Annotated in this window: 25 protein-coding genes and 2 pseudogenes; 22 read left to right on the top strand and 5 right to left on the bottom strand. The window is 36.9% G+C overall.

Translation table 11 applies throughout. The features are described 5' to 3' along the window. Positions 1-237 precede the first annotated feature (237 nt). The 5 genes from B5E53_RS17100 (at position 238) to B5E53_RS17085 (ending at position 6,693) form a co-directional block, all read left to right on the top strand. A complete protein-coding gene (locus tag B5E53_RS17100; protein WP_087317211.1) occupies positions 238-597 on the top strand; it encodes a transposase in 360 nt (119 codons plus the stop codon). Between the two features lie 915 nt (positions 598-1,512). Next, complete coding sequence (locus tag B5E53_RS17095; protein WP_087317209.1) at positions 1,513-2,778, top strand: hypothetical protein; 1,266 nt, start codon at positions 1,513-1,515, stop codon at positions 2,776-2,778. A gap of 377 nt (positions 2,779-3,155) precedes the next feature. Then, on the top strand, positions 3,156-3,305 hold the full coding sequence (locus B5E53_RS19365) for a hypothetical protein (protein WP_162611960.1): 150 nt from the start codon (positions 3,156-3,158) through the stop codon (positions 3,303-3,305). 548 nt (positions 3,306-3,853) lie between these two features. Next, a complete protein-coding gene (locus B5E53_RS17090; protein WP_087317207.1) occupies positions 3,854-5,005 on the top strand; it encodes an SIR2 family protein in 1,152 nt (383 codons plus the stop codon). Further along, positions 5,005-6,693 (top strand): ATP-binding protein, encoded by a 1,689-nt coding sequence (locus B5E53_RS17085; protein ID WP_087317205.1) that lies wholly within the window; start codon positions 5,005-5,007, stop codon positions 6,691-6,693. Before B5E53_RS17090 ends, B5E53_RS17085 begins: the two co-directional genes overlap by 1 nt. An 89-nt stretch (positions 6,694-6,782) precedes the next feature. Here the strand turns inward: B5E53_RS17085 and B5E53_RS17080 are convergent, their stop codons facing one another. Further along, positions 6,783-7,679 (bottom strand): IS3 family transposase, encoded by an 897-nt coding sequence (locus tag B5E53_RS17080; protein ID WP_140401526.1) that lies wholly within the window; start codon positions 7,677-7,679, stop codon positions 6,783-6,785. Next, a complete protein-coding gene (locus B5E53_RS17075) occupies positions 7,676-7,966 on the bottom strand; it encodes a transposase (protein WP_087317203.1) in 291 nt (96 codons plus the stop codon). The genes B5E53_RS17080 and B5E53_RS17075 overlap by 4 nt, the downstream gene beginning before the upstream one ends. Positions 7,967-8,073: 107 nt before the next feature. Between B5E53_RS17075 and B5E53_RS17070 the strand changes: the two genes are divergently transcribed. The 10 genes from B5E53_RS17070 (at position 8,074) to B5E53_RS17020 (ending at position 13,804) form a co-directional block, all read left to right on the top strand. Next, entirely contained in the window at positions 8,074-8,751 is a 678-nt protein-coding gene (locus B5E53_RS17070) for a DUF6414 family protein (protein ID WP_087317201.1), read from the top strand. Continuing rightward, positions 8,752-8,946 carry a hypothetical protein gene (locus B5E53_RS17065; RefSeq protein ID WP_087317198.1) on the top strand — a complete coding sequence of 65 codons (195 nt, stop codon included), beginning with the start codon at positions 8,752-8,754 and terminating at the stop codon, positions 8,944-8,946. Positions 8,947-9,217: 271 nt separating this feature from the next. Continuing rightward, positions 9,218-9,844: an AAA family ATPase gene (locus B5E53_RS17060; protein WP_087317196.1), complete on the top strand. Its 627-nt coding sequence runs from the start codon at positions 9,218-9,220 to the stop codon at positions 9,842-9,844. A gap of 176 nt (positions 9,845-10,020) precedes the next feature. Then, entirely contained in the window at positions 10,021-10,563 is a 543-nt protein-coding gene (locus tag B5E53_RS17055; protein WP_087317193.1) for a hypothetical protein, read from the top strand. A gap of 2 nt (positions 10,564-10,565) precedes the next feature. Next, positions 10,566-10,865 (top strand): hypothetical protein, encoded by a 300-nt coding sequence (locus B5E53_RS17050; protein WP_087317191.1) that lies wholly within the window; start codon positions 10,566-10,568, stop codon positions 10,863-10,865. Positions 10,866-10,874: 9 nt separating this feature from the next. Continuing rightward, entirely contained in the window at positions 10,875-11,267 is a 393-nt protein-coding gene (locus B5E53_RS17045) for a protein-export chaperone SecB (RefSeq protein WP_087317190.1), read from the top strand. A gap of 283 nt (positions 11,268-11,550) precedes the next feature. Next, complete coding sequence (locus tag B5E53_RS19590; RefSeq protein ID WP_204245544.1) at positions 11,551-11,721, top strand: hypothetical protein; 171 nt, start codon at positions 11,551-11,553, stop codon at positions 11,719-11,721. A 481-nt stretch (positions 11,722-12,202) separates the two neighbouring features. Continuing rightward, positions 12,203-12,721 carry a hypothetical protein gene (locus tag B5E53_RS17030; RefSeq protein ID WP_087317186.1) on the top strand — a complete coding sequence of 173 codons (519 nt, stop codon included), beginning with the start codon at positions 12,203-12,205 and terminating at the stop codon, positions 12,719-12,721. Then, a complete protein-coding gene (locus B5E53_RS17025) occupies positions 12,711-13,478 on the top strand; it encodes a hypothetical protein (protein WP_087317184.1) in 768 nt (255 codons plus the stop codon). The genes B5E53_RS17030 and B5E53_RS17025 overlap by 11 nt, the downstream gene beginning before the upstream one ends. A 71-nt stretch (positions 13,479-13,549) precedes the next feature. Further along, positions 13,550-13,804: a hypothetical protein gene (locus B5E53_RS17020; RefSeq protein WP_087317182.1), complete on the top strand. Its 255-nt coding sequence runs from the start codon at positions 13,550-13,552 to the stop codon at positions 13,802-13,804. Positions 13,805-14,230: 426 nt separating this feature from the next. Here B5E53_RS17020 and B5E53_RS17015 read toward each other — a convergent pair whose 3' ends face one another. Together B5E53_RS17015 and istA are read right to left on the bottom strand one after the other, a co-directional pair. Further along, positions 14,231-15,007, bottom strand: coding sequence for an ATP-binding protein (locus tag B5E53_RS17015; protein ID WP_087317180.1), 777 nt, complete (start codon positions 15,005-15,007; stop codon positions 14,231-14,233). Between the two features lie 4 nt (positions 15,008-15,011). Further along, positions 15,012-16,543 (bottom strand): annotated as a pseudogene (gene istA / locus B5E53_RS17010) (IS21 family transposase). A 646-nt stretch (positions 16,544-17,189) separates the two neighbouring features. On the opposite strand from istA, the gene B5E53_RS17005 reads away from it, so the two are divergent. From B5E53_RS17005 to B5E53_RS16995, 3 genes are all read left to right on the top strand, one after another. Beyond that, positions 17,190-17,699, top strand: coding sequence for a hypothetical protein (locus B5E53_RS17005; protein WP_162611959.1), 510 nt, complete (start codon positions 17,190-17,192; stop codon positions 17,697-17,699). After that, on the top strand, positions 17,699-17,956 hold the full coding sequence (locus tag B5E53_RS19860; RefSeq protein ID WP_087317176.1) for a hypothetical protein: 258 nt from the start codon (positions 17,699-17,701) through the stop codon (positions 17,954-17,956). The genes B5E53_RS17005 and B5E53_RS19860 overlap by 1 nt, the downstream gene beginning before the upstream one ends. 130 nt (positions 17,957-18,086) lie before the next feature. Then, the gene (locus B5E53_RS16995) at positions 18,087-19,439 is read left to right on the top strand and encodes a protein kinase (RefSeq protein ID WP_087317175.1); all 1,353 of its coding nucleotides are present in this window, start codon (positions 18,087-18,089) and stop codon (positions 19,437-19,439) included. A gap of 181 nt (positions 19,440-19,620) precedes the next feature. On the opposite strand, the gene B5E53_RS16990 is transcribed toward B5E53_RS16995, so the two are convergent. Then, a complete protein-coding gene (locus B5E53_RS16990) occupies positions 19,621-20,835 on the bottom strand; it encodes an IS110 family transposase (protein WP_204245545.1) in 1,215 nt (404 codons plus the stop codon). Between the two features lie 131 nt (positions 20,836-20,966). On the opposite strand from B5E53_RS16990, the gene B5E53_RS19855 reads away from it, so the two are divergent. From B5E53_RS19855 to B5E53_RS19580, 4 genes and pseudogenes are all read left to right on the top strand, one after another. Beyond that, positions 20,967-21,431, top strand: a complete 465-nt coding sequence (locus B5E53_RS19855; protein ID WP_162611958.1) for a transposase — start codon at positions 20,967-20,969, stop codon at positions 21,429-21,431. 209 nt (positions 21,432-21,640) lie between these two features. Then, entirely contained in the window at positions 21,641-22,048 is a 408-nt protein-coding gene (locus tag B5E53_RS19355) for an ATP-binding protein (protein ID WP_087317213.1), read from the top strand. A 196-nt stretch (positions 22,049-22,244) separates the two neighbouring features. Further along, positions 22,245-22,868: a hypothetical protein gene (locus B5E53_RS16975; protein ID WP_087317170.1), complete on the top strand. Its 624-nt coding sequence runs from the start codon at positions 22,245-22,247 to the stop codon at positions 22,866-22,868. A 337-nt stretch (positions 22,869-23,205) separates the two neighbouring features. Beyond that, a pseudogene (locus B5E53_RS19580) lies at positions 23,206-23,831 on the top strand (IS3 family transposase); the annotation flags it as partial.

The raw sequence follows: 23,831 nt of genomic DNA, 5'->3' as shown, positions 1-23,831 counted from the left end.
TTTTGAGCATCTTCTCACAGAGATCCCGAAACATCTGGATGACACGGACCGTGGATTTCTGGAAGACCTGCTCCCGTGGTCACCGAACCTGCCGGCGAACTGCCGGAAATCCGGAAAAGAGAAGTGAGCGAAAGATTGGAGCAAATCTGTCCTTATCATACAGGTTTGCTCCAGATTTGTACAGGTACGAGATATCTACCGTTTACCATACGGCGCTGTCACTGATGGTGGAGACCGGTGATTTTAAGCGTTTTGCGAAAGGCAAATATCTATGCGGCATTCCTGGGACTAGCACCCGGAGAGCATTCCAGTTCAGAAAATGTGAACCGACTGGGCATATCCAAAGCAGGAAATACACATTTGCGCTGTCTATTAATTGAAGCTGCAAAAGGCATTTGTAAAGGAGCCATCGGACACAAGTCCAAAGAACTCCGGGCAAGGCAAAGCGGACAACCTGCGGAAGTAATTGCATACGCAGATAAGGCGAATACCCGGCTTTGCAGCAAGTATTATAAAATGATCCGCCATGGCAAGAAGAAAAATGTAGCAGTAGCAGCAATCGCAAGAGTGTTTATGAGCGAGGTCAATTTCCTATAATTGGCGTGGCGCTTCCTTAAAATCATCATTGTCAGTCATTTATAATTATTCATTCATGCCTTGACTATCCTTATCAATGTATTACCGTAAAATCAAGGATTTTAACCGCGATAGCGGCGCAAATGCGTCCTTGAATTTTCAGAAATGCATTGATATTCTATAAAATTACATGAATATGCTATACTGCTTATAGGGAATCCCAACGACGAAAACAGGGAAAAGTGCTCGCCAAAAAACATAAGAGAACTTGCATGCTTCGTCTGGGGCATGATGACAGGAAATATCCGCATCAGTCTCACGGCAGGTACATTAGTCCGACTGTCAGTCAAGGGTAAAATGCACCGCTGTGCCGCCCTTGACAGCCATCCATCCCTGATGGAAAGAACAATCAAGCAGCAATCAGCAGTAGACTGCAGCTTGTTGCCAGGACAGTAACAATTGAATATCAGTCAGTATCTGTAAGGAGCTGTGATCACTGAAAGGTTCGAGTCATCTGCGCACACTCTATGTTGGCACTTTAGTGATCCACGCTTTTAGATCGCAGGGCTCTCGGCGGAACCATTAGCCTGTCGGTAACCAATCCACGAATAACAGAGTGGCCATATGCCGGGAACTGTTAAATCAGAGCTCTTTTCAGATGCTGACAGATCACACAAATGTGACGGTCAAGAAAAACTTTGTTAGATGATATATTTATCCCTTGACAAAAGTCACTTCATGACAGAGTGCTGAACCATCAAATATTGTAAAAATGGAAAAAATACTAAATGAACTTAAATAAATTTTGAAACTGCTATGTGAGGGGAAAAAGAATGGTGAAAATATAAGAATAAAAGAGCTCGGTTTATATTTATCAGAAGATAAATAGTTTTGAAAAAGATATAATTGACAATATAAACTTATGGAGGAAAAGAAATGGAGAAATATGTAAATCCTTTTGAATTCCAGGAAGACGATCCAATAATAGCATGTGTAGGGGATAATGGTGGAACCTATAATATGGATATTAAAAGCGGTTTTCAAAGGACGGTGGAGATTTTAATTGATATACTTAATCAAGAAAATGAGGTTGAAGATATATTGGTATATCCAATTGTATATAATGCGAGACATAGTATTGAATTATCTTTGAAAATTATTATAGAACGATTATGGAAAATTCAAAAGCAAAAAGGGATTAACAAATCTGAAGAAGTAATATTACAAGAGAAGAAAGAAATTCATACTCATGATATTAAGGTGCTATATAATACAATTGAAAAACTAGGTAAAATAGATAGAAGAATCCCTGAGTATTATAAAGATATTGAAGATTTAATAAAGATTTATTACTTTGATACAGACGGGGATGCATTTAAATATGAGTCAGATAGAGAGGATCATCCTCATATGATACAAAATGGAATATCACATATTAGCGTAAACACTTTAGGAAAACAATTTAAAATTGTAATGAACTTGTTTCACAATATGATATATTTTTTAGAAGATTGTATTAGGGAATATAATTTAAATACATTTACAAAAAATTTATCAAGAAAAGATATTGAAGATATATCAAAACTAATTCCGGAACGGACGAAATGGGGAGAGGATAGCTTTGATAAGGTTAAAGAGGAAATTAAGGAAAAGTATAACCTTAGCAATAAAGAATTTTCTAATGCCTTAAATATAATTCAAAAACATAAAAAATTTTGTGTCAATATTGGGTGTGAACTTCCTTACCAACAGATTAATAAATATGAATTGAAAGAATATGCAGCGTTAGTTTATGAATCGATTATCGAAGACAATAAAATCGAAGATGGATGGGAAACATTACAGTATGATTTGAGTGAAATTCAAAGAATGGAAAAAATATGGTCTAAATATAGAAATACAATTTCAAGGTTGACATTAAATCTCTTGCTTACTTTTGCTGAAATGAGTCAGATGTATACTGCGGTAGAAAAAATAGATGATAATTTTATTTATATTTCCGAAAGTGATTTTGATGTTATGTATATGATAAGAAAATTAAAAAAGAAAGACGTCTGTAAGAAAGTTCTTGTAGGAATGAGAAAGTGTGGACAAATATCATATGAGAAGAAGTTAGTAGAATCATTAGAGCAACAAGGACTTATCGTTGATATCGAAGGAAAAGATGAGTATTATGAAGTTAAGATTGATCTGAAGGGATAAGTATAATAATAAAAATAGAACAAGCAATTAGTTATGAGGAAATTTTCTCCTCTATTTTGAGGTGGACATGGTGTGTATTGTAATAAATAAGACAAAAACTATATGCTATATACAATGCAAAAAGTAAATGTGTTTCCTGAGAAAAGTGAATATGTAAAGAAATATAACAATAGTTGTTATAATTATACTATGAATATCATAAAATAATAGAGAAAACTTCCTAAAAATAATATATTCCTATTGCATAAAAGAAAAAATTAGCATAAAATAAAAAAACATTAGTTCAAAAACAACATATCTTAAAAGTGATATGGAGTATCAAAGAAGTAGGTTACAATATGTTATAAATCTTACGGAGAGAAGAGGTATAGGTGCTTATGGAATTAGAGTTATATTATTCTGAAAATAACCTAAAAATTATAGAAAATTCATTTTATGATGTTTTTTATGATTATAGTGATGAAGGGCTTGAAGAGTATAAATATATGGCAGGTATTTCAGAAGATGACAATATTAAGTTTTTTTAGTTAGACAGAACAGGAAAGACGTTGCTATTAGATGTGTCATCATTTAATAGCAACGTCTTTTATTACAAATATTAAAAAATCAGTATGAATCTAGTGAAGCATAGTCAAGTAAGTAGACACAAATATTAGAAAAATCTTTCTGGAAAGAGGGACTATGCCTGATTCCAGAAGAGTTCTTCTTTTTCGTTAGGTGTTAACATTCCAAGAGAGCTATGTGGCCTTCTTGAGTTGTAGTATCCTTCAATATATTTAAACACAGAGAGTTATAATTCCTGTAAAGAGTGATAAGTTCTCCGGTTGGTTTCTTCTTTTTGAGATATTTGATCATATCTATTTCCAGTTTTACCAGTGGACATGAGTAAATACCTCCTTTTTGGTGTCTACTTTATTGTAATATATTGTTACTTTCCGTGTCCACTTATTTAATATAGATCTATATTTGAATATGTAAATGAACAGTACGTAATTGAGCAGGAATATATATGAAGAGGGTCTTTAAATGATACTGCTCTTTAAAGATTATAAGTACAATAAGAAGGGGAAAAGCAATGAAAGATTATATAATCAGTCAGCGAAAAAGATTATGGGTGGAAGGAGAGAAGATTTATTATAACGGAAAAGAAGTTGATCATGAAGGAGATGTAATAGAAAGTGTAAGACAAAAGAAAATAGAAATATATAGGGAATTTTTATCTAGACATTTTGATAATACTATTGTTCTTACGGGCGCAGGATCCTCATACGGAATTGGAAAAACAGAGATCAAAGGTATGACTATGAAAAAACTCTGGGAGAAGATAGTGGAAACATGCGGTGAAAGAAGTATTAGAGAATTAGGTGAAAGAATCAATTATAAAATAGAAGACATTTTAAAAGTCAATTTAGAAGAGTTTTTATCTCATGCAAGTCTATTTTTGCTGTTGTACAAAAATGCAAATAAACAGGTGGAGATGGTTGTAAATCAGGTGAAAAGAATAATTATTGAAAATTGCACCATCATGATGCCGGAAGATTCACCACATAAGGAATTTTTAAAGAGAATTACCGCAAGAAAATTGAAGCATAGTAGATTAAAACTTTTTACGACCAACTATGATATGTTATTTGAACAAGCAGCAAATGAATGTGGTTTTACGATAATAGATGGGTTTTCCTTTACTTTTCCTAGGGTTTTTAATGGAAATAATTATGACTATGACATTGTCGTAAGAAAAAATAGCAGAATTACCGCACAAGAAAATTACGCTAGCAAAGTATTTCATTTGTATAAATTGCATGGCTCGTTAGATTGGAAAAGAGACTCAGAAACAGATCAAATTAGAAAATGTGAATGTCCAAATGATAAAGAACCTGTTATGATTTTTCCAAGTAGCATAAAGTATGAAACATCATATGAGCAACCATTTTTTGAGATGATGTCAAGATTTCAATCTGAATTAAGAACAGATAATGCTTTATTAATAATTATAGGATACAGTTTTGGGGATAAGCATATTAATTCAATGATATATGAAGCTTTGGAATTGAATCATAGCCTGCAATTATTAATTGTAGATCCAGTTATTGATAATTTTGAAGATATAATTACGAAAGCTGAAAGATCAAGTAATATAATGCTTATACGAAGTGATTTTAACGAATTAGCTTTGAACTATCCATATTCATATGCATATATCCAAGATGAAATGGAGGAAGAATAATGCAGCCCTTCAATTACCATTATTTTATAGGATACGTTTCTCAAGTAACTCCACAGTATATAAAAATACATTTCCCATCTTCTACATTATTAAGTAAATTTATTTTTTCTGGTGAAGAATTCAATGGAGGCTTGGTGGGTACATATATATCAATAGAGGGTGAAAATTATGGATTTATTGGTCAATTACAGGAAATAGAAGTTTTGGAAAAAGAAAGATTATCGCTTTCAGAGACAGCCTTTAAGAATCAGGAATTTCACCCAACGGCTAAGGCGGAAATATTACTATCATTTAATTTGTTCGATATGAAAAAAGTTACAAAAGGGGCAAATGTCTATCCAACGATAGGAGCAAAAGTTTTTGTTTGTACAAAAGAATTTGTTCAACAATATGTCCAAGGGTTTGGGAAAAAAAAGAAGGAAGAGTTGTTAATTAATATTGGGTATTTAAATTCTGATAATCAGACAGAAGTTACAGTATCTCAACAGTCTTTTTTTGGAAGACATTGCGCTGTTGTCGGCACAACGGGAGGCGGAAAAAGTTGGTCTTTATCTAAATTGATAGAAGAAGCAAGAAAAAATAATACAAAATGTATATTACTTGATCCAACTGGTGAATACTCAAGTTATCCAGGTGAACATTGTATCCTTTCAGATAATTCGTATTTTAGTTATAGAAAATTAGCCATATCCGACTTGTTTTTTTTGCTTAAACCGTCAGAAAGAGCACAGGCGCCTAAATTGTTAGAGGCTATCAAGACACTAAAGACACTTGAAATTGCACGAAGACAAGGTGAACTTGATTGCTATTTTGCAAATGGTGAAGCAAAAAATTATTTATTAAAAGCTGGCAAAAACAAAAGGGAATTTGTTGAAATGCAGCGTAAATATTATGAGGAAATCGATTCTAACGAATTGAATTTTGATATTAAGTATCTGCCTAGACAAATACAGGGGGAGTGTGTTTGGGAGGTAGATAATAGAAATCCCAATTTATGGGGTGGAAAATCGGAAACAGATTCTGCAAACTGTATTTCTTTGGTCACAAGAACGAATGCTTTTGTTAATGATAAAAATTATAAAAGTATTCTTGGTATTGGTGATATGAATGGTAAGAAAGATTTAGCGGAAGCAATTACAAGATTTTTGAGCGTGGCAAACAATGAAACCCTATTACGAATTGGGTTTGAGAAGGTTGGGTATGATTTCAATGTCAGAGAAATTATTGCCAATGCATTGGCAAAGTATTTGCTTAATTTAGCAAGAGAAAAAATGTTTAAAGAGAATCCAACTATTTTCTTTTTGGATGAAGCTCATCAATTTTTAAATAAGAGAGTAACAGATGATAGTTTTACTTCGTATTCTCTTAATGCGTTTGACCAAATAGCTAAAGAATGTCGTAAATATGGTTTGTTCTTATGTATTGCAACACAAATGCCAAGGGACATTCCAGTTGGAACTTTGAGTCAAATGGGTACGTTTTTAGTACATCGGCTTATTAATTACAATGATAAAGAGGCAATTAAGCAGTCATGTGCAACAGCTAACAGTAGTATATTGGCATATTTGCCAATTTTGGGTGAGGGTGAAGCAATACTAACAGGTGTGGATTTTCCTATGCCGCTACTATTAAAGGTTAATCCGCCAGTAAATAAACCTGATTCTGCAACACCGCAATTTAAATTGTGATGTTTCGATATGTTGGAGAAAGTATAAATGCTAATCTAAAAGTGAGCGCACCCCCCGGCTCTATTTGTGCAGTCTTTAAACCCACAAAATTAAGCAGCTTCTGCTAACGGTTGCTCCAGACGTCTCCTGTAAGCTGCTGGCGGGAGGCCATCCGGATTTGAAGTGTATATCCTTATCCGGTTGTAGTAGATAAAGACATATCTGAAAACAATTACTTTAACTTCTTCCATCTTCATCTTGTATGTTGGAATCCTGTAGAGGAGTTCCTTCTTGAGAGTAGCGAAGAAGCTTTCCATCCTGGCGTTATCAAAGCAATGGTTAACGCCACTGAGGCTCTGCAGAACACCTGCTTTATTGAGTTCTTCACGGAATGCTTCACTTGTATACTGGCTTCCGCGATCTGAATGGAGTATGGCTCCGTTCAAAGGAAACCTTTTGGCTGCTGCATTGAATGTATCAATGCACAGTTCTTTGCACATATTGCTTCGCATTACCAGAGAAAGTATTTCTCCGTTAAAGCAATCCATTATTGGAGATATGTATAGTTTGCCGTCACGGCACGATATCTGAGATATGTCGGTAAGCAACTTCTGATACGGCCGATCTGACCTGAAATCTTGTTTGATTAGGTTTTCCTTCTCCTGTATTTCAGTAGTTGCCCTGGTTAAGCCTTTCGGACGGCGCTTACGTTCATGAAGCCAACCATTTTCCTTCATGATTCTGGCTATCCTGCGCCTGCCAACCTTGTACCCGAGATTTCGAAGTGCTATCTGCATTCGATCTACACCGTAGTTATCGTTGTATATATACTCATCGAGTATTTCCTGCATAACTGCCGAAAGAACAGCGTCCTTGCTGGGATTGCCGAGATTCCTTTTGAATCTGTAATAACCGGTCTCGCTCACGTGCAGGACATCGCACATAACGCTTACAGGCCATCTGCTGCTGTATTCGCTAATGAACTCAAAACGTTTCCGAGCTCTCACTTCTTTCGGCTTTGTGCGAAAAAACCGAGAGCCTCCTTGAGTATATCGTTAGCTCGCCTGGTTTCCCGAAGTTCCGCTTCCAGTTCCTTAATGCGACGATCCTTCTCGCTGAGCGGCATCATTTTGTTACCACTGCCAACGAAAGCTTCTTCGCCGCGAGCCTTGCGCTGACGACGCCAGTCGGCAAGTGTGTAATACTTGATGCCGAGTTGATCTGCAGCTGCCTTGACGCCAATTTCATCGGACAGTTCAAGAGCCTGTAGTTTGAATTCCTTATCGCATTGCATGTCTCCACCTTCCTTAATGATATATTATCATCTTTTGGTGGATTTAACGACTGCATTTAAATGATACTACTCCATTTGATGAAAATTCGGCAACAGATTATTTAGTGATGAAAAATGGTGGTACATTGGTAATAGAGGATAAGGATGAAGAAAAATATGGCAGTCGTGGAGAGATAAAAGTAGGAGCAAAATTGAAAGTATTGTTTAATTCTTTGTTTGTAAAAGGGGATGCGGCAATTGACTCTAATATTGGTGTATATACATCGGGACAAAATTTGATAAAAACGACTATTACTAATACAACGTTGTCAGATTTTTTAGACATATTAGAAGGAGATAATACAGATATTGTAGGACTGGAAAATTTTCATATATATATTATGGAAAATTCAATTGCCTATTTTCAGACAATAACACCATATTTAGGGATGACAGAAGGAAATTTGAAAGTAGACGAAAATTTGGCAATACGTATTAATAAAGTGTACGATTCATTAAAATTGGGAAAAGGTTATTATGAAGTAATTGGGAGAAAAGAGGGAAAAGAATGTATCTTTAGATTTAATAATAGATCTTTTAAGAATAATTATGGCATAACAGATTTATTACAAATGAATCTAAAATATTATGGAATTGAAGTTGGAATGGGTGATAAAGAAAAGTTGGATTTTACAAGAGTATTTGAACCAGTTGTTCACAAAACCATTACTTCTTTAGAAAAAGAGGAAGAGAATGATAGTAAACAATTGCCTATTTATGATATAATACTTGCAGGTGTTGACTAAATGGAAAAGATATTTATATTTTATGGTTCCAATCGAGAATACAATAAGTATATTCCTGAAACTTATTTTTTATTAGATACATTGATTGAAGTAAGTGATTTATACAAGAAATCCAGATTTTCGATGGAGGCAAATTTAGATCAGGTAGTGGGATTTTCGATGTCATATTCTGGAATTACAGAAGGTGGTATTTAAAATTTTGTTGCGATATTAAATGAAAAGAGAAATGGATTAAGAGAGTTATATTTGCAAAATCCTCCGGATTGTATAAAAGATGAACTTGTTCGACATTATCCGAGAGATATTTTAGAAATCAACTATTATAAATATCCTAAAATGACTAAAAAAAAGGCTGAATCGTTTTTTACAATTATACGATAAAACTATTATAGGACAGAAAAAGGTAAAGAGAAAATTAGCAGTTACTTTATATGAATTATATAAGCAAAAAAATAAAAATAAACCGATGGTGTTGATGCTTTATGGGCCTTCCGGTGTAGGAAAAACAGAAACTGCTAAGTTTATAGGTCAATTGCTTGGGGGAAAAATATGTAGATTCCAATTATCTATGTATCAAACAGGTGATTTTTATGAATATTTATATGGATCAGAACATAATAAAGGGAGTTTTGCAAAAGAACTGTTGGAAAGGGAAAGCAATGTAATTCTACTGGATGAATTTGATAAGGCACATCCCGGAATATGGAGTGCATTTTATCAGTTTTTTGATGAAGGAGTGTATAAGGATAAAAATTATTCAGTTGATATGAAAAATGCTATTGTTATTTGTACATCTAATGAATTAAGTCCAGATGCTATAAGAGAAAGAATTGGTGATCCATTGTTTTTTAGAATTAATGATTATGTTAAATTTGAAAAATTGAGCAAAGAAGCTAAATTACAAATTTGTAAGATGATTTTTGAAAAAGAATATCATAATTTAGATAAACAAGAGAGAGAACTAATCTCGTATGATGATTTCTTAGACAAATATATATGTGCCGCAGATGAATTAGAAAACTATAGACAAATGCAGAATATTATACGTAATGATATGGCTGAGACCTTGGTAGAAAAAATTTTTTTAAAATAAATAGAGTGCAAAATTGTATGAATGATAGTATAATAATGTGTAGTTCACTAAAAATAGTTTTATCTAAAATTTATAAAGGATACTTTGAGCGTCAATAACAATAACAATTATTAATGGATATTAAAATATGTTAGTATGGCACTCTGTGAGCCACTGAAGAGAAATGGGGTTGACGAGTGGAGTCGAAAATAATTTTATTTCATAGCGATGAAGAAAGTAAATGCAAAAAGTTTGTAGAGGAAGAAAATAGTCTAATTATAAGCGAAAATTCAAAAGATGATATATGGCTTGGAAAAGGCATGTATTTTTGGGATAATAAAGGGAATGCTAATTGGTGGAAAGTCAAACAGGAAAGTAGACATAAAGATAAACGATATAGCATTGTAATTGTAAATGCCGTTTTGAATAGTTTGCTTGATTTAACAGATTTTGAAGTTTATATGAAAATGGAAGAGTTATGGCAGGAAGTTTGCAAATTATGTAATTTGGATTCCAATGTGCCGGTGGGTAAAAAACTCAATTTTCTATATGAAACGTTAAATTTTGAAGAAAAATATGACTTAATAAAAATATATGGTAAATATAATCGTACACCCAATAAAGGATTTTTTAAATTTGATTATCAATCTATGAAATCAGAACCTACACTGAACATAAAATGTATATATAGTATACGGAATGAAAAATGTATTGTTGAAAAAGAAATTAAGGAGGAATAGGCATGAATAAGGAAAAAAGTTTATCTTTTTTACAAAGCTGTATAGAAAAAGTAAAAAAGGCAACAGAGCAGGATATCCGATTTTATAAAGAAGTTTATGACAGAGAATATGTTCTATCAGATAAAAATTCTGAGTTTGAGTTTGTTTTTCCTGCCAATGATAAATATGAAATTAATGATGAATTTGAATTAGACATTTGTAATCAGGGGATAAGAAATGCTAAGAAACAGATGGAATATAATTTCTTAAAGACTAGTTCATTTAATCAAGATATTAGTGCTAATTTACCGTATGCAGCATAAGGAGAGGTTATGAATCGTAGTAAATTTCAATTTTCTAATCCAGAATTAGAAAAAATAGAGTTTTTAGTTAATCAGAATTTTGATGAAGAAAAATATGATGGGATTGCAATGCAATCTAATATAGAAGTACAGATATTAGAGGGGAATGAGGCACTAGTTAAATTGACGCTAAGTATAGGTAACTCGACAGATTCACAACCTTTTGATATATGTGTTAAAATGGGAGCTAACTTTACTTGGGATGAGTCGGTTAAAATAGAAAGGGCTAAACAGTTGTTGAATATCAATGCTCCTGCTGTTTTATTGTCTTATATTAGACCGATAGTATCTAGTATGACTAATAGTTCAAAGTATCCAACATTAAATATTCCTTTTATTGATTTTACTAAAAAAGAATCGTAATTAAGTGTAGTGATTGTTGTTAAGAAGTGTGATATGAAAATGGAGCAAAAGGTCAATTTAGAATTGTTGAGAAAATTTATAGTGTGATAACATTATGATAACAAACTCCAAAAAAACCACACGGATATAGTGGAAAATTTAGATTTTTCTCCACAAATCACACGAAAAATCAACATTTGCACACCGCAATATACTGGTTTGATACCGAGAAGGGGGGGCGAAAGCATTGAGGTCTATATGGCCCGGGAGGTGCTGCCCTATATTCCTGATGCGAAGGCATTCTTTGAAGAAAATCTGGGGGGCCAAGAAGCCAGTTATCAAGACCGGTGCGGAAATTCCTTTCACTCACTATTTTTATAAGTATCAGAAGCCTGTGCCTAGCGAAGAACTGGAGACAAAGTTTATGGAACTGGAGCTTTCTGTTTCTGAGTGCGTGGCAAAGCTGTTTGAGTGAGGCGGTGATGATACAAGAGAAATGAGAGATAGCGGAGTTGAATGGATCGGGAAAATCCCATTCGGATGGATCTGTTGTAAACAAAAATACGAAATAAAACTGCTTAATGGACGTGCATATTGTGAATCCGAATTTGAGGATAACGGGAAATATCGCATACTAAGAGTGGGAAATCTTTTTCAAACCCTACATGGTACACCTCCAGCATGGAATTACCAGCTGATAAGTATTGCGAAAATGGCGATTTACTATATTCGTGGTCAATGTCATATGCCCCAATTATTTGGAATGGTGAAAAAGTAATATATCACTATCACATTTGGAAAACAGTATTAAACGAACGGCTTTACAAAAAATATGCATTTTATTATCTATCAGCATTGACAGATGTGTTACAAGCAGAAATACATGAAACTACGATGGGGTTTATAACAATGAGGGTAATGAACAATTCATATATTTATTATGGTGCCGCCCATCGATGAGCAAAAGCGACCAGCAGTTGACTGCCAGTCAGCGGTATGGAATTATTACTTGGCAAGAGTACATGGAACTTGAAAATGCCAAAATTGTTTTTGCCAATCAGAGGTTAGAAAGCTGGAAGCATGTTGAACTGTACGATTTTGTCATCAGTCTGAGCAGTTTTCAAGGAGGTCTCGAAATGAGTGAAACCACAGGGTGTATCACGTGGCATTATGTTGTTTTGAAAGCAAGTAAGCCAAGTTGTCCGTACTTCTATAAATGGTTGTTTAAGTCCTCGGCGTATGCAGGCACCTACAATTTCATCAGAGAGGGGCAGAATTTGCGTTTTTCTAATTTTGCTCAGGTGCCACTAGATGAACAAAAAGAAATTGCACACTACCTAGATACGAAGTGTAGCCAAATTGACGATATTCTTGACCAAAAAGGAGAACAGCTTACCACACTCGAAACGTATAAAAAATCTATCATTTACGAGTTTGTGACAGGTAAGAAAGAGGTGATTGCGGTTGCTGATTGACACAGAAAAAGTATCCTCTTATCCTGAGGCCATGCGGAAAGCTGTTTGTCAGTATATAAGGGCAAACTTGCACGCTGTAGAAAAAGAGATTCAAACCAAAACAATAGAAAAAGACTTCGATGTGCGTTGCGCAATAGAAAACTATCTCCGGGAATGCAAGGCAGAACTATTGTATCGCGAATTATCCAAAATCATGTCGGATTGCACCATTGTCTGTTATCACGCCACCAAAGTTTTGTGTCGAGCACAAATCATGGAAAATGGGCTTAGGGTAAATGAATGTGAGGAATACAGTAAGGCAATGCGTGAAGTACTGATGGCTTTGGGTGCCTCCAATATAGAGGAATCAATGGGGTATATCCGAAAGGAATATGAGCGAAAATATGTAAAGCCGCAACTCTGTTTCTTTTCGGGGGTACAACTGATAAACGGTTTGGAATTTCCCGGATATGATCAATTTTGCGAAAATATTGGCGGAGAATTGGCAAGGTGGGCGTTGAGAGAAAAGCAACCGGAGACGTACAAAATGCTAAGGAACAATGGCATCCCCTTCATCGTGAAATTTGGTCTACGCTTTCGGGACATTGCGAATTATCAGCAAGATTCAATTCTATATCAATTCGTAAGCTATTATGCCGCACAATATTTTTGGAATTGGAACTACAGCATCAAGTTTGATGGTATCACATATAAGAATGTGGCTCCACAGCAAATACTTGAAATGATTGATTATGGGAAGAAGGTTAATTGCGAATGACAAATATTCTCTCCGAAAAGGATTACCAAAAGTTCCTCCTGTAGCGTCTTGTTCGGGATAACGGCTATGTCATGCGCAAGTCCGCCCATTTTGACCGCCTGTTTGCTGTTGACCGGGAGATGCTGTTCCGGTTTTTGAATAACATCCAACCGGATACGATGGAATATCTGCGAAAAATTTATAAAGATGACCTAGAAGATACCATCGTCAGCTTTATCAACGCAGAAATCACCACCCCCCGGGAAAGCCTGATTGTGATATGCTCCCCGTATGGTAGACAATGGAAATATCCAAAACTACCATATGAGGAGCATATTTATGTCTAAAGTAACCACCTAATCTGAGGGCGCATTCCTAACTTCGCAAGTCTGTGCCATAATTATAAGCAAGCACTTTGCTCTATTCTTTGCTAGGGAGCAAGTGCTTTACTATATTTATGGAGGTATCTTATGTGAGCAAAACCTATTTCAAGGGGAAAACAGTATCAGCTGATTATAAAGGGAGTGCGGACATTTTCTTGGACTGGTTATGCAACCAAACCGAGACTTTGACGATACTCCCATTGGGCTGACGGGGGGCGGACAAAAAGTTGGACTCCTCATGGACTCGGAAAGAAGTTAAATTAGAATGTATTCGCAAGACAAAATTGCTGTCGCTTTAAAAGTTTATCTGAATATTCTTGCACGATGAAATCGCACTTCCGGAAACCTGGAAATCAGGTGTCCGGGAAGTGGAAATCATCTTATACCAGTTTACTCGCGCAATGTTTTGTCTAAGCCATAAACTTCCCTCATGGAGATGTCGTACTCGGCATCAATGCTTGTGATGTTGATACGATAGCTGTCATGAGCGATACGGTCAATGATTGCATCTGCCGGAGGACTGTCATTCCCCCCCAGTTGGTCGTACCATTCCTCGAATTCATATTGAGAGCAGAAAATCGTTGAAGATTTCTTGCGTCTCCGGTGGAGCAGTTCGAAGATATCCCTTTGTTCCGAATCCGTTGGTTTTAAAAAAAGCCATTCGTCTAGAATCAGGACGACGGGCTTAGTATACTTAGCCATAACTTTTTTGTAATTGCCATCTGTCCGTGCCATTTCCAGGTCAATCAGAAGATCGGGAAGACGGACATATTTGGTGTTGTAATACTGCTTACAAGCCTCCATGCCAAAGGCACAGGCCATATAAGTTTTACCACAGCCTGTAGCACCAGTAATAAAAATATTTCGGTGTTCCGATATATATTCGCAAGTGGCAAGTCTTCGGATCAGTTCCTTGTTCAGCTTGCGTCCGGAAGTATAGTTGATATACATGATATTGGCTTCTGGCTGGTCGAATCCAGCATTTTTGATCAGTCTTTTGAGACGGTTGTTTTTGCAGCTGCGATATTCGATATCCACCAGCATACCGAATTGATCTTCAAAAGGAATTTCTTTAAATTTGGAGTCATTTAGCTGGTTACGGAATGCATCTGCCATAGAAGTAAGACGCATTTCAATTAATTTATCTATTGTACTCTGATTCGTCATAAATTTACCTCCGATAGTAGTCGGCACCTCTTGTGATGCCGTGTGTTTTATGTGCAGGTCTGGTATTGGTCGTTTCCGATGCCAGCTTTTCCGAACTGGTTACAAGGATGTTTTTAATACTCTTGGCGATGCAGTATAAGACAAAGCCTTTTTACAGGCCGCCTCAAGTAATTCATCTGAGTATTTCTCAGCAAGCTTAAGAAGTCCCATACAACTTCGGTAGGTTTGTTGTTCCACACTTTTGGAGGTCAATATCGCATTGACTACAGTGTACGTATTTATACCGATCCGCTCCGCCCATTTACGGAAACGGTCGCCGTTCCATTCCAGATATTTCTGATGGTCTTGCGGCATATGCTCTGTAATGGTACTGTACTGCCCGGTGCGCCCTTTCAGACGACGATGGGAAGCGATTCGGTTATGGTTGTAGAAAATTTCAATCGTGGTATCTGTTACCCTGACATCCACTTTCTTTTTAATGTATTTATATGGAACGGAGTATAGCATTCCATCCACAGATATGTGATAATTGAATTGGACAGTGGCTGTTTTCCAGTCACTCAGTTCAAAACGGGTAGCAGGTAATGGTGCCAGCAATGGTTTTTCTTCCCCAAGAAATAAGCTTTGCCGACTACCCTCTTTCTTCTGAAAGAGCCTTTGGTTGAACAGTTCAAGTTTATCTCTGATTGCCCGGTTTAATTCGGCAAGGGAGAAGAACTGTTCATCCCGGAGTGCTGCTGTGATCCAGGTAGAAATATTTCTTACCGTTCCCTCAGCATTCGGCTTATCCTTGGGTGCTCTGACACGGGCCGGAATGATAGCAGTGCCATAGTGTTCGGCTAATTCCTGATAGGTTTCATTGATCTGCTGGCCTTTGAAGCCACCATTGTGAATAACTGCAGTTTTACAGTTATCCGGTACGAGGATCCTGGCAACGCCGCCAAAATATTCGTACATATGGACATGGGCATTGATCCATGATCGTTGTTTCATATCCAGAAATGCTTCCACATATGCATACTGGCTGTAGGTCATTACCCCAACAAATATGTATGCTTTAGTGATTTCCCTGGTATCGGGGTCAATGATTATTGCAGGATCACCTGCCCAATCTACTTCAACCTGTTCACCGGGTTTACGGTTGATATGCATGGTAGCACGTCGTTTCTGCTCATCCTGCTGGATGTGATAACAGAACTGGGAATACATGAGTGGTTCGTCACCGTTTGCACGACATTCCTCCATATATTCTGTCCACAAAAGCTTTTTACTGACTCCGTTGCGGAGTAGTTCCTTGTGGATGTAAGCGTAATCAGGCATACGCTTATTAGATGATACTTTGTTTTCCTTAGGGAACATGAGCTTTTGAAGATCTGTGTCAGTCATTGACCCATCAAGCGGCCAGGAAAGCTTTAATTCTCTGGCTCGCTTCTGAACCTTGACGACAGTTTTTTGTGCGACACCACAGCTTGCCATGATTTCGCGTTGGGAAAACCCAAGGCTGGTAAGCCGGATGATTTCTCTGTACTTGGTCATAATCGCGACCTCCTTATAATGTATTTACACCGAATGGTGCATGGATTCATTATAAGGTTTTTATAGATAAAGTGATTTCCTTTTTAGCGGAATTGCGATTTCCAACAAAATGGATTGATGATTTCCATATGCCGGGCAGGTGATGGATTTGAGCCTGGATTATTCAGCCAGCCGCCGTATATCCACGGAGAGCTGACACAGGCTGTCGCTACGCTTGTGTTTGACAGTGAAATCCCGAAAATGCCGTAAGCATTGCATCTGTCAGTACAATTTATAAACTTCTGTCCGATGAGGATTTGGAAGAAATGTTTAACATCTAAAGGAGCTTCTTGTATAATTCAAATATGAGGAATTCCGAGAAAGAAGGTTGAGAAAAAATACCTCAGTGTAAAATAAGATTACTGACTTTGGACGGTTAGTAAAAAATCTTATTGAACAGAGAGGTATCTAAAATGAGATAGAGAAGTATAACCAGAAGCTGCTTGCCCGCCATGAAAAGAAAGCTTCCGAGATCCATTATAAGAAACAGATCCCCATCCGGGAATTGTTTGAAGAGGATAGGAAAGCCCTTCTGATGCTGCCGCCAAAACGGTTCGATGTCTGCCGATATGAATGGCAGAAAGCGGATGGTTATGGCAAAGTCTGTATGGATGGAAAACATTTCTATTCTACAAGACCGGAAAACGCAAACAAACAGGTGCTGGTGGGAATTCGTGCCCATACCGTTGACATTCTTACGGAGGGCGGACAGGTCATCACGACTCACCGGCGCGCTTACGGAGATAACCGCACGGATATCAGCGATTACAGTACCACGTTGGCTGTCCTGATGAAAAACTCCGGAGCATGGGGAAACAGCGGGCTGCGCCGCGAAACACCGGATGCATTAAGAGCTTACATGGATGCCCAGCCGAAAGAGAAACTGAAGGACTGCCTGCGGATCATGAATGAGCTGACCAATCAATACGGTTTTCAAGCAGCGACCAGTGCTATGGAGATGGCCTGTACAAGAGGCAGTATTGGCAGCATTAACATCTGTGATGCTTCCGTGCTTGCCGCAAGGATCACCGGATATGGCATTTATACACCGCCGGAGACAGGCCCATCCCTTGCAGTATATGATGATATGTTCTTGAAAGAAGGAGGCACTGTTTGATGACACTGAAGATGAAAGAAGATTTCTATACACAGATCCTTGGAGCAAGCCGACAGTTCTTCTTTTCGGGAAGGATCTCAGAGATCTGCCGGGAAAAAGGGACGCAGAAGCAGCTGGAGTTTATTCTGGAACTGCTGCAGGCAGAATTGACTCTCCGGGATGAAAACCGACGGAAACGCCTGATCAAGCGGGCTGGATTTCCGTCAAATTTGACAGATTTCTCAATTTTTTTAATTCTTGATATGAAAGATATCTGAAAATAATTTGTTAAAAAATGTATTCAAAGAAGTAAAATAATATTATAATATAATTTAGAAAGATTTTTGGAGGACGTTATAGATACATTTAGATAGTTACACTTGCCTGATTGATTTAAGGAGACAAAAAATGCCTAACCCCAATTATAGATACAAAGATGGAAAAATCATGGTAAAGATGGACGGTTCATGGATAGAACCCAATTTTAAACGTTACGAAAATATTAAGCCTATAGGTGAACCAGGAGCAAATGGTGTTGTAATAAAAGGAACACATAAAATTACGAAAAGAAACGATGCAATAAAAATATGGCTTCCGCGAAAAAGAAACGGAAAGTATGAAATAAGAGAGCAGCAATATTTGGCAGAAATTCAGAAAATCTCACAATTGAATGATCCTAGAATAGCTAAAATATATGATGCGTGGACTGAAAAAGGATGCTATTGTTGTTCTATGGAATTTATTGATGGAATAACTTATGAAAAATGGCTAAAAGAAAATCATGATATGAATAAAAGGATAAATATATTATTGGAGATATTTGAGACAATTGTTTTTTATCAATCTCAAGGAATTATTCATGGTGATATTCATTCAAGGAATATTTTGATTGACAAAGATCAACAAATGCATATTATTGATTTTGGAACAAGTAGTCTTAGTTCCTATAAAGAACAGTCGAATTATAGGGAAAATTTTCTGATGTATGAATTGGTTGAAAAGACATTAGAAAATAAATTTGATAATCAAGCATTTCTATTAAAAAAGTATGACCTTGGTAGAAACATTGAAAAGTATGATGATATTAGAAATGCAATACCAATTTTCTTTTCTGAATCAGTATTATGTTATCTACACATTTTCTTTATGTTAACTAATTTGCATGATATAATTAATGATCCAAAAGATTTATACGAATATTGCAGATATATTGCAAAAGGTCTTTATTTAAACATGGATTATTTTTATCATAAGGTATCTGGAAAAAATGGACAAAAATTAGAAAAATTTACAAATGTTATGTTTGGAAGTTTAGAAGATGAAATGTATGAAGATTGTCAAGAAGATATTAACAAGACGGAGATGATGACTTTCCTATCTCTATTTGTCTATTTCGAGGAAATAAAAAAGATATTATCGGATGGGAAAATAAAAGAAGAAATGATAGTAAAATATATTAATGATAGGTATTTTAGTGAACATAAAAAAATTATTGATATAATAAATACAAGTGATGATTTATTTGAATTTCATAATACTTTGACAGAGATAATAAGTGATTCTGAAGAAGTATACTCAATTGAATTAGATTTGAGGATGTGCATGTATAGTATCATAGAGGAAGTGTATAAAGGTTACTTATTGCATATTCTCAGATTTTTGCACTTACATATGGAAGAGTTGAAACACCAAAAAGGAATGTGTGATAAACTAAGTAGATTATCCCCTGTATATTGTTTGAATAATGGTATAGTAGATTAGAGGAAAAAGTAGAAGAATTAACAAAAGAGTTAAAGAAACAGAAGAAATAAAAATTCAATAGCCTGCAAATAAAAAGTCAAGCTAAATTTTAAAGAACTTTGAAAAAATTATACAGGTTGAAAAATGGGTATCACAAAAAAGCCGCCAGTTTATGCCGGCCTGAAAAAGGATGTTTGGGTGTTTAATCAGATGTAGGAAGCGTAGAGAGATATTCCTTCACCCTTCCATAGTAAATACGTAAAAATTTATTAGCTCCTGCGGTCATGTAGACGTAATAGGGTTTTCCCTGTGCGCGTTTCTTGTCCATGAACTGATAGACGGCATCATCGGGCTTGGTCTTGATCAGTGTATCCATGATCTGGAACAGGGTTTTCCGCAGCACTGGTGAACCATGTTTCGAGGCATGGACACTTTTCTGTGAATACTCCCCGGACGCATTCACGCCGGGATCTACCCCGGCAAATGCTGTGATCGCACTTCTGTGGGTAAACCGTGTCACATCTCCGATCTCAGCCATAAGCTGGGGTCCGAGGGACGGTCCTACCCCTTTCATTGCCATGACGACCGGATATTCCGGCAGTTTAGAGGCAGTTTCGTTCATGAGGGATCGCAGCTGTTCCACAGTCTGTGATACAGAGTTTAGTTGCTGGATCGCCTGTTTGATGATCTGTTTGGTGAAATTGTCCTTGGGAAGTACGGGAATGAGCTCCTTTGCCTTTCCGTAGATTTCGTCTGCTTTTGTCAAGCTGAAGTTGTACTTCTTACGGGCACACCATTTCTGATAGTGGTCAGTAAAAGCATGAAAGGACATCCTGCGGACACAATCCACGTGCCAGTAGGTATCGAGGAAATCCACCCATTTCTGGCTGCCGTCCTCACGGGCAGGGCTGTCAAAGTAGGCGTTGGCACCAGGATAGGTCAGATCGATGAGACCGATCAGGTTATTCTTCATGGCAATTTTGTGTTTCATGTAAAAATCAAACTGGCGGTTCATAGTCTTGAGTTGGGAACGTAATTCATCCATAAGACTATATTGTTTCAGATCTGCCCAGTTGTCAAGAGTATAACGGGCAAGCTTCACAGAGTCCGACTGATCTGTCTTGACTTTACGGAGGGGATTGTCCTGTCCCTGAAAGTTGTGGATGATCTGAGGATTTACAGCACTTACGAAAAAACCGGCCTGGGAAAGTGCACGGGCTACCGGCTCATGATAGCGGCCGGTGCACTCCATGACAATACGGGCCTCGCCATCCAGATTCCCGATCATCCTCTTAAGGGATCGGAAGTGAGGGGACAAGTGCGGGACATCAAAAGGTCTCACAACAACCTTCCCACCGGGCTGGAGAATAGCTACAGTGCTTTTACGTTTGGAGACATCAATACCTACAGCATACATGTTCATAAAATGTCACTCCTTCTATCAGATTGCAATTGGTCAATACCAGTTTTACTCATTGCCCATTCTATCTACTGTGGTGTGACGCGAACATACCCGGAAGGCAGTTCAACCTGCATAAAACGAACGCTGTGAATGAAGAGCTGGTTAGCAGACTATTGAGCGGGCGCGAAGCCCAGGAAAGAGACCGCTATACCGATTGCTCTTACCATTCTAACAGCTTAAGCAACAAGATGGATAATTCCTTACTGGCTGTAAGGGAGATTAACCATAAATATATTGTAGTAGGAAAGAAAAGATTCATTATCATGTCCAGACAAAGAAGAAATTTTAGTGTCAAATTTAAATCAGACCTTGTAATTGAGCTGTTAAAAGGGGAAAAAGATCTCAATACCATTGCTACAGAAAACAAGATCCAACCGAATCTGCTGCGTAACTGGAAGAAAGAATTCCTTAACAATGCTTCTGTTGTTTTCGATGGCAAGCGTGAGGAAAATCTCAAGGAGAAGCTTGCCGAAGAAGGAAAAGAGAAAACGGCATATGCGAAAAAGGTTGGTCAGTTAACTATGAAGATAGACTGGCTCAAAAAAATCTGAAGAAATTTGCGGACTTGACTACGAGAGTAAATTTAGTCCAAAATCTTTTGACGACTAAAGAACTTCCCGCATCCGTTGGTGTTAGGCTTCTCGAAATCAACCGGACAAGCATTTATTATAAAGGTACGTCTATTTCCCAAGAGAAATTAGTCTGCAAAGAGATCATCGATCATCTTCATACAGACAATCCGACCTGGGGTGCACGGCAGATGTCAGCTGAAAGAGGGTGCGGGCTGAAAGCATGCTCCATGGGAATGTCAGTCCTGTTCAAAAATGCATACTCCCTGTCAATGGAACTTTCCGAAGCCCGGGACAACTATTCCCTTGGCAAACTGGAAAAGTGGATCCAAAAGGCGAATCTGCTGATACTGGATGAAATAGGATATGTCAGTTTTGACCGCTACCAGTCAGAAGTACTGTTTAGGATCATTGCTGACAGGAGCGAGCGTGGCAGCATTATAGTAACAACAAATCTACCATTCTCTGAATGGACACCCCTTTTTGAGAACACAGCCATGATAGCCGCTATGATCGACTGTCTGACATTTCAGTCTCATGTGCTGGATATGAACGGAGAATCGTATCGGCTGACCAAAACCAAAGAAGCCAGGAAGTAGAGGTGGCTCACTTTCTGACTATCATTGGGTGGTTCAAAATTAAGCCAGCGAACGACTCACTCTATAGTTGACGAACATAACTAGATACACGGATAAAGCAATGGTAAAATAATGTTAATTATATACGAAGACCTACATTTCTAGTACATTTTTCAATAATGTATTGATTTTTATAAGACTTTACTGGAGGAATAAAATGTTTACACTAAATATATTGTTTGAAATTATGGAGTTAATTATCTCTATTATCGGTCTGTTACTTGTAGTAATCGGTTTAATACTTCCATTCAAACAATCTGTAAAGCTTAATCAAATTAATCAAAACAATGAACTTGAACAAGAAAAGAGAATTTGGAGAATGCAATTGCTTGATGAACAAATATCCAAATACTATGGTCCTATCTCTGCAATTCTAAGAGAACAAACGATTATCAGACAACGTATATGGTATCAAATTGGACGGGATGTAATTTTTAATAATGGAAAAGATAAATTGACAGATCTTTCACCGGAAGAGCAACTCATTTGGAAACATTTTATTGATAAATATAAAATTCCAATGCAGCATCGGATAACTGAAATCATGAGAGATAATGCACATTTGGCGATTCACGGAGAGCATGATATCTATGTAGACCAGTTCTTAGACTATGCTCTTGGTTGGGAGCTATTGGATAATCAAAAAAAGGAGGGTGTTCCTAATTATTATGAATATTACTATTGTTATAACTATCCTGTAGGATTTAATAATTACATTAACAATACTTTGATAACGTTACTCAAAGAAAAAGAACTTTTAATTTATGATTTGAAAAAGTAATTTGCAGTTTGTGCAAGAATAATGCCTAAATTTTTGGGAAAAGTTGACCAGGGAGAATTGAGATAATTTTAAGGTGATAGTTCCAAAGAGCCATGTATTGAAGCCAGAGAGTCATTCATGGATCATCAGAAAATTCAGTAGAATATAATGTATACCAATTAGTGAAGAAGATTATAGAAAATACTTCACAATTGGGTTGGAGAGCCGGGAGTGCGGACATTTTCTTGGATTGGTTATGCAACCAAACCGAGACTTTGACGATACTCCCATTGGGCTGACGGGGGGGGGCGGACAAAAAGTTGGACTCCTCATGGACTCCGAAAGGAGTTAAATTAGAATGTATTCGCAAGACAAAATTGCTGTCGCTTTAAAAGTTTATCATCAGTGTCGATCAGTAACTACCACAATTCAACTTCTTGGTTGTCCGACCAGACGGACACTTTATACATGGATAGCTAATGAAGGGGCCATTAAACCGAAACGAAAACCTTTGGAGCTGGTAAATACGGCAGATCATCCCCGGAATTCACCTGTTCAAGTAAAAATGGATGCCATTCATTGTTGCTTTGAACTCGGAGGAAGTATAAAATCAGTATCAGAAGATATCGGCTATGCCAGAGCCAGCATTTACAGTTGGCGAAAAAAATATCTCCATGGAGATGTTCCCGCATTGATGAATTGTAAAAATATTAAACCAAACACTCTTACAGAAGGTTCTTCTTCCAGATCATCTATTCCTGAACTGATGCAATTACAGGATCAGATCAGGAACATGCAGATGGAGATTGACATTCTAAAAGAAACTATCAATGTCCTAAAAAAAGACCCCGGCATCGATCAGACGGCTCTCAAAAACAGGGAGAAGGCAGTGATCATCGATGCCCTGAAGAATAAATATTCACTGCCTGATCTACTAAAAAGGCTTGAACTACCAAAAAGCAGCTACTATTATCAGGAAGCTTC

Origin of the sequence: Eubacterium sp. An11, assembly GCF_002161065.1 — a bacterium.
In the GTDB taxonomy this organism is placed as follows: Bacteria; Bacillota; Clostridia; order Lachnospirales; family Lachnospiraceae; genus Anaerobutyricum; species Anaerobutyricum faecale.
Note: the sequence above shows the minus strand (reverse complement) of the source record. Positions and strands in the feature narration are given on the sequence as shown.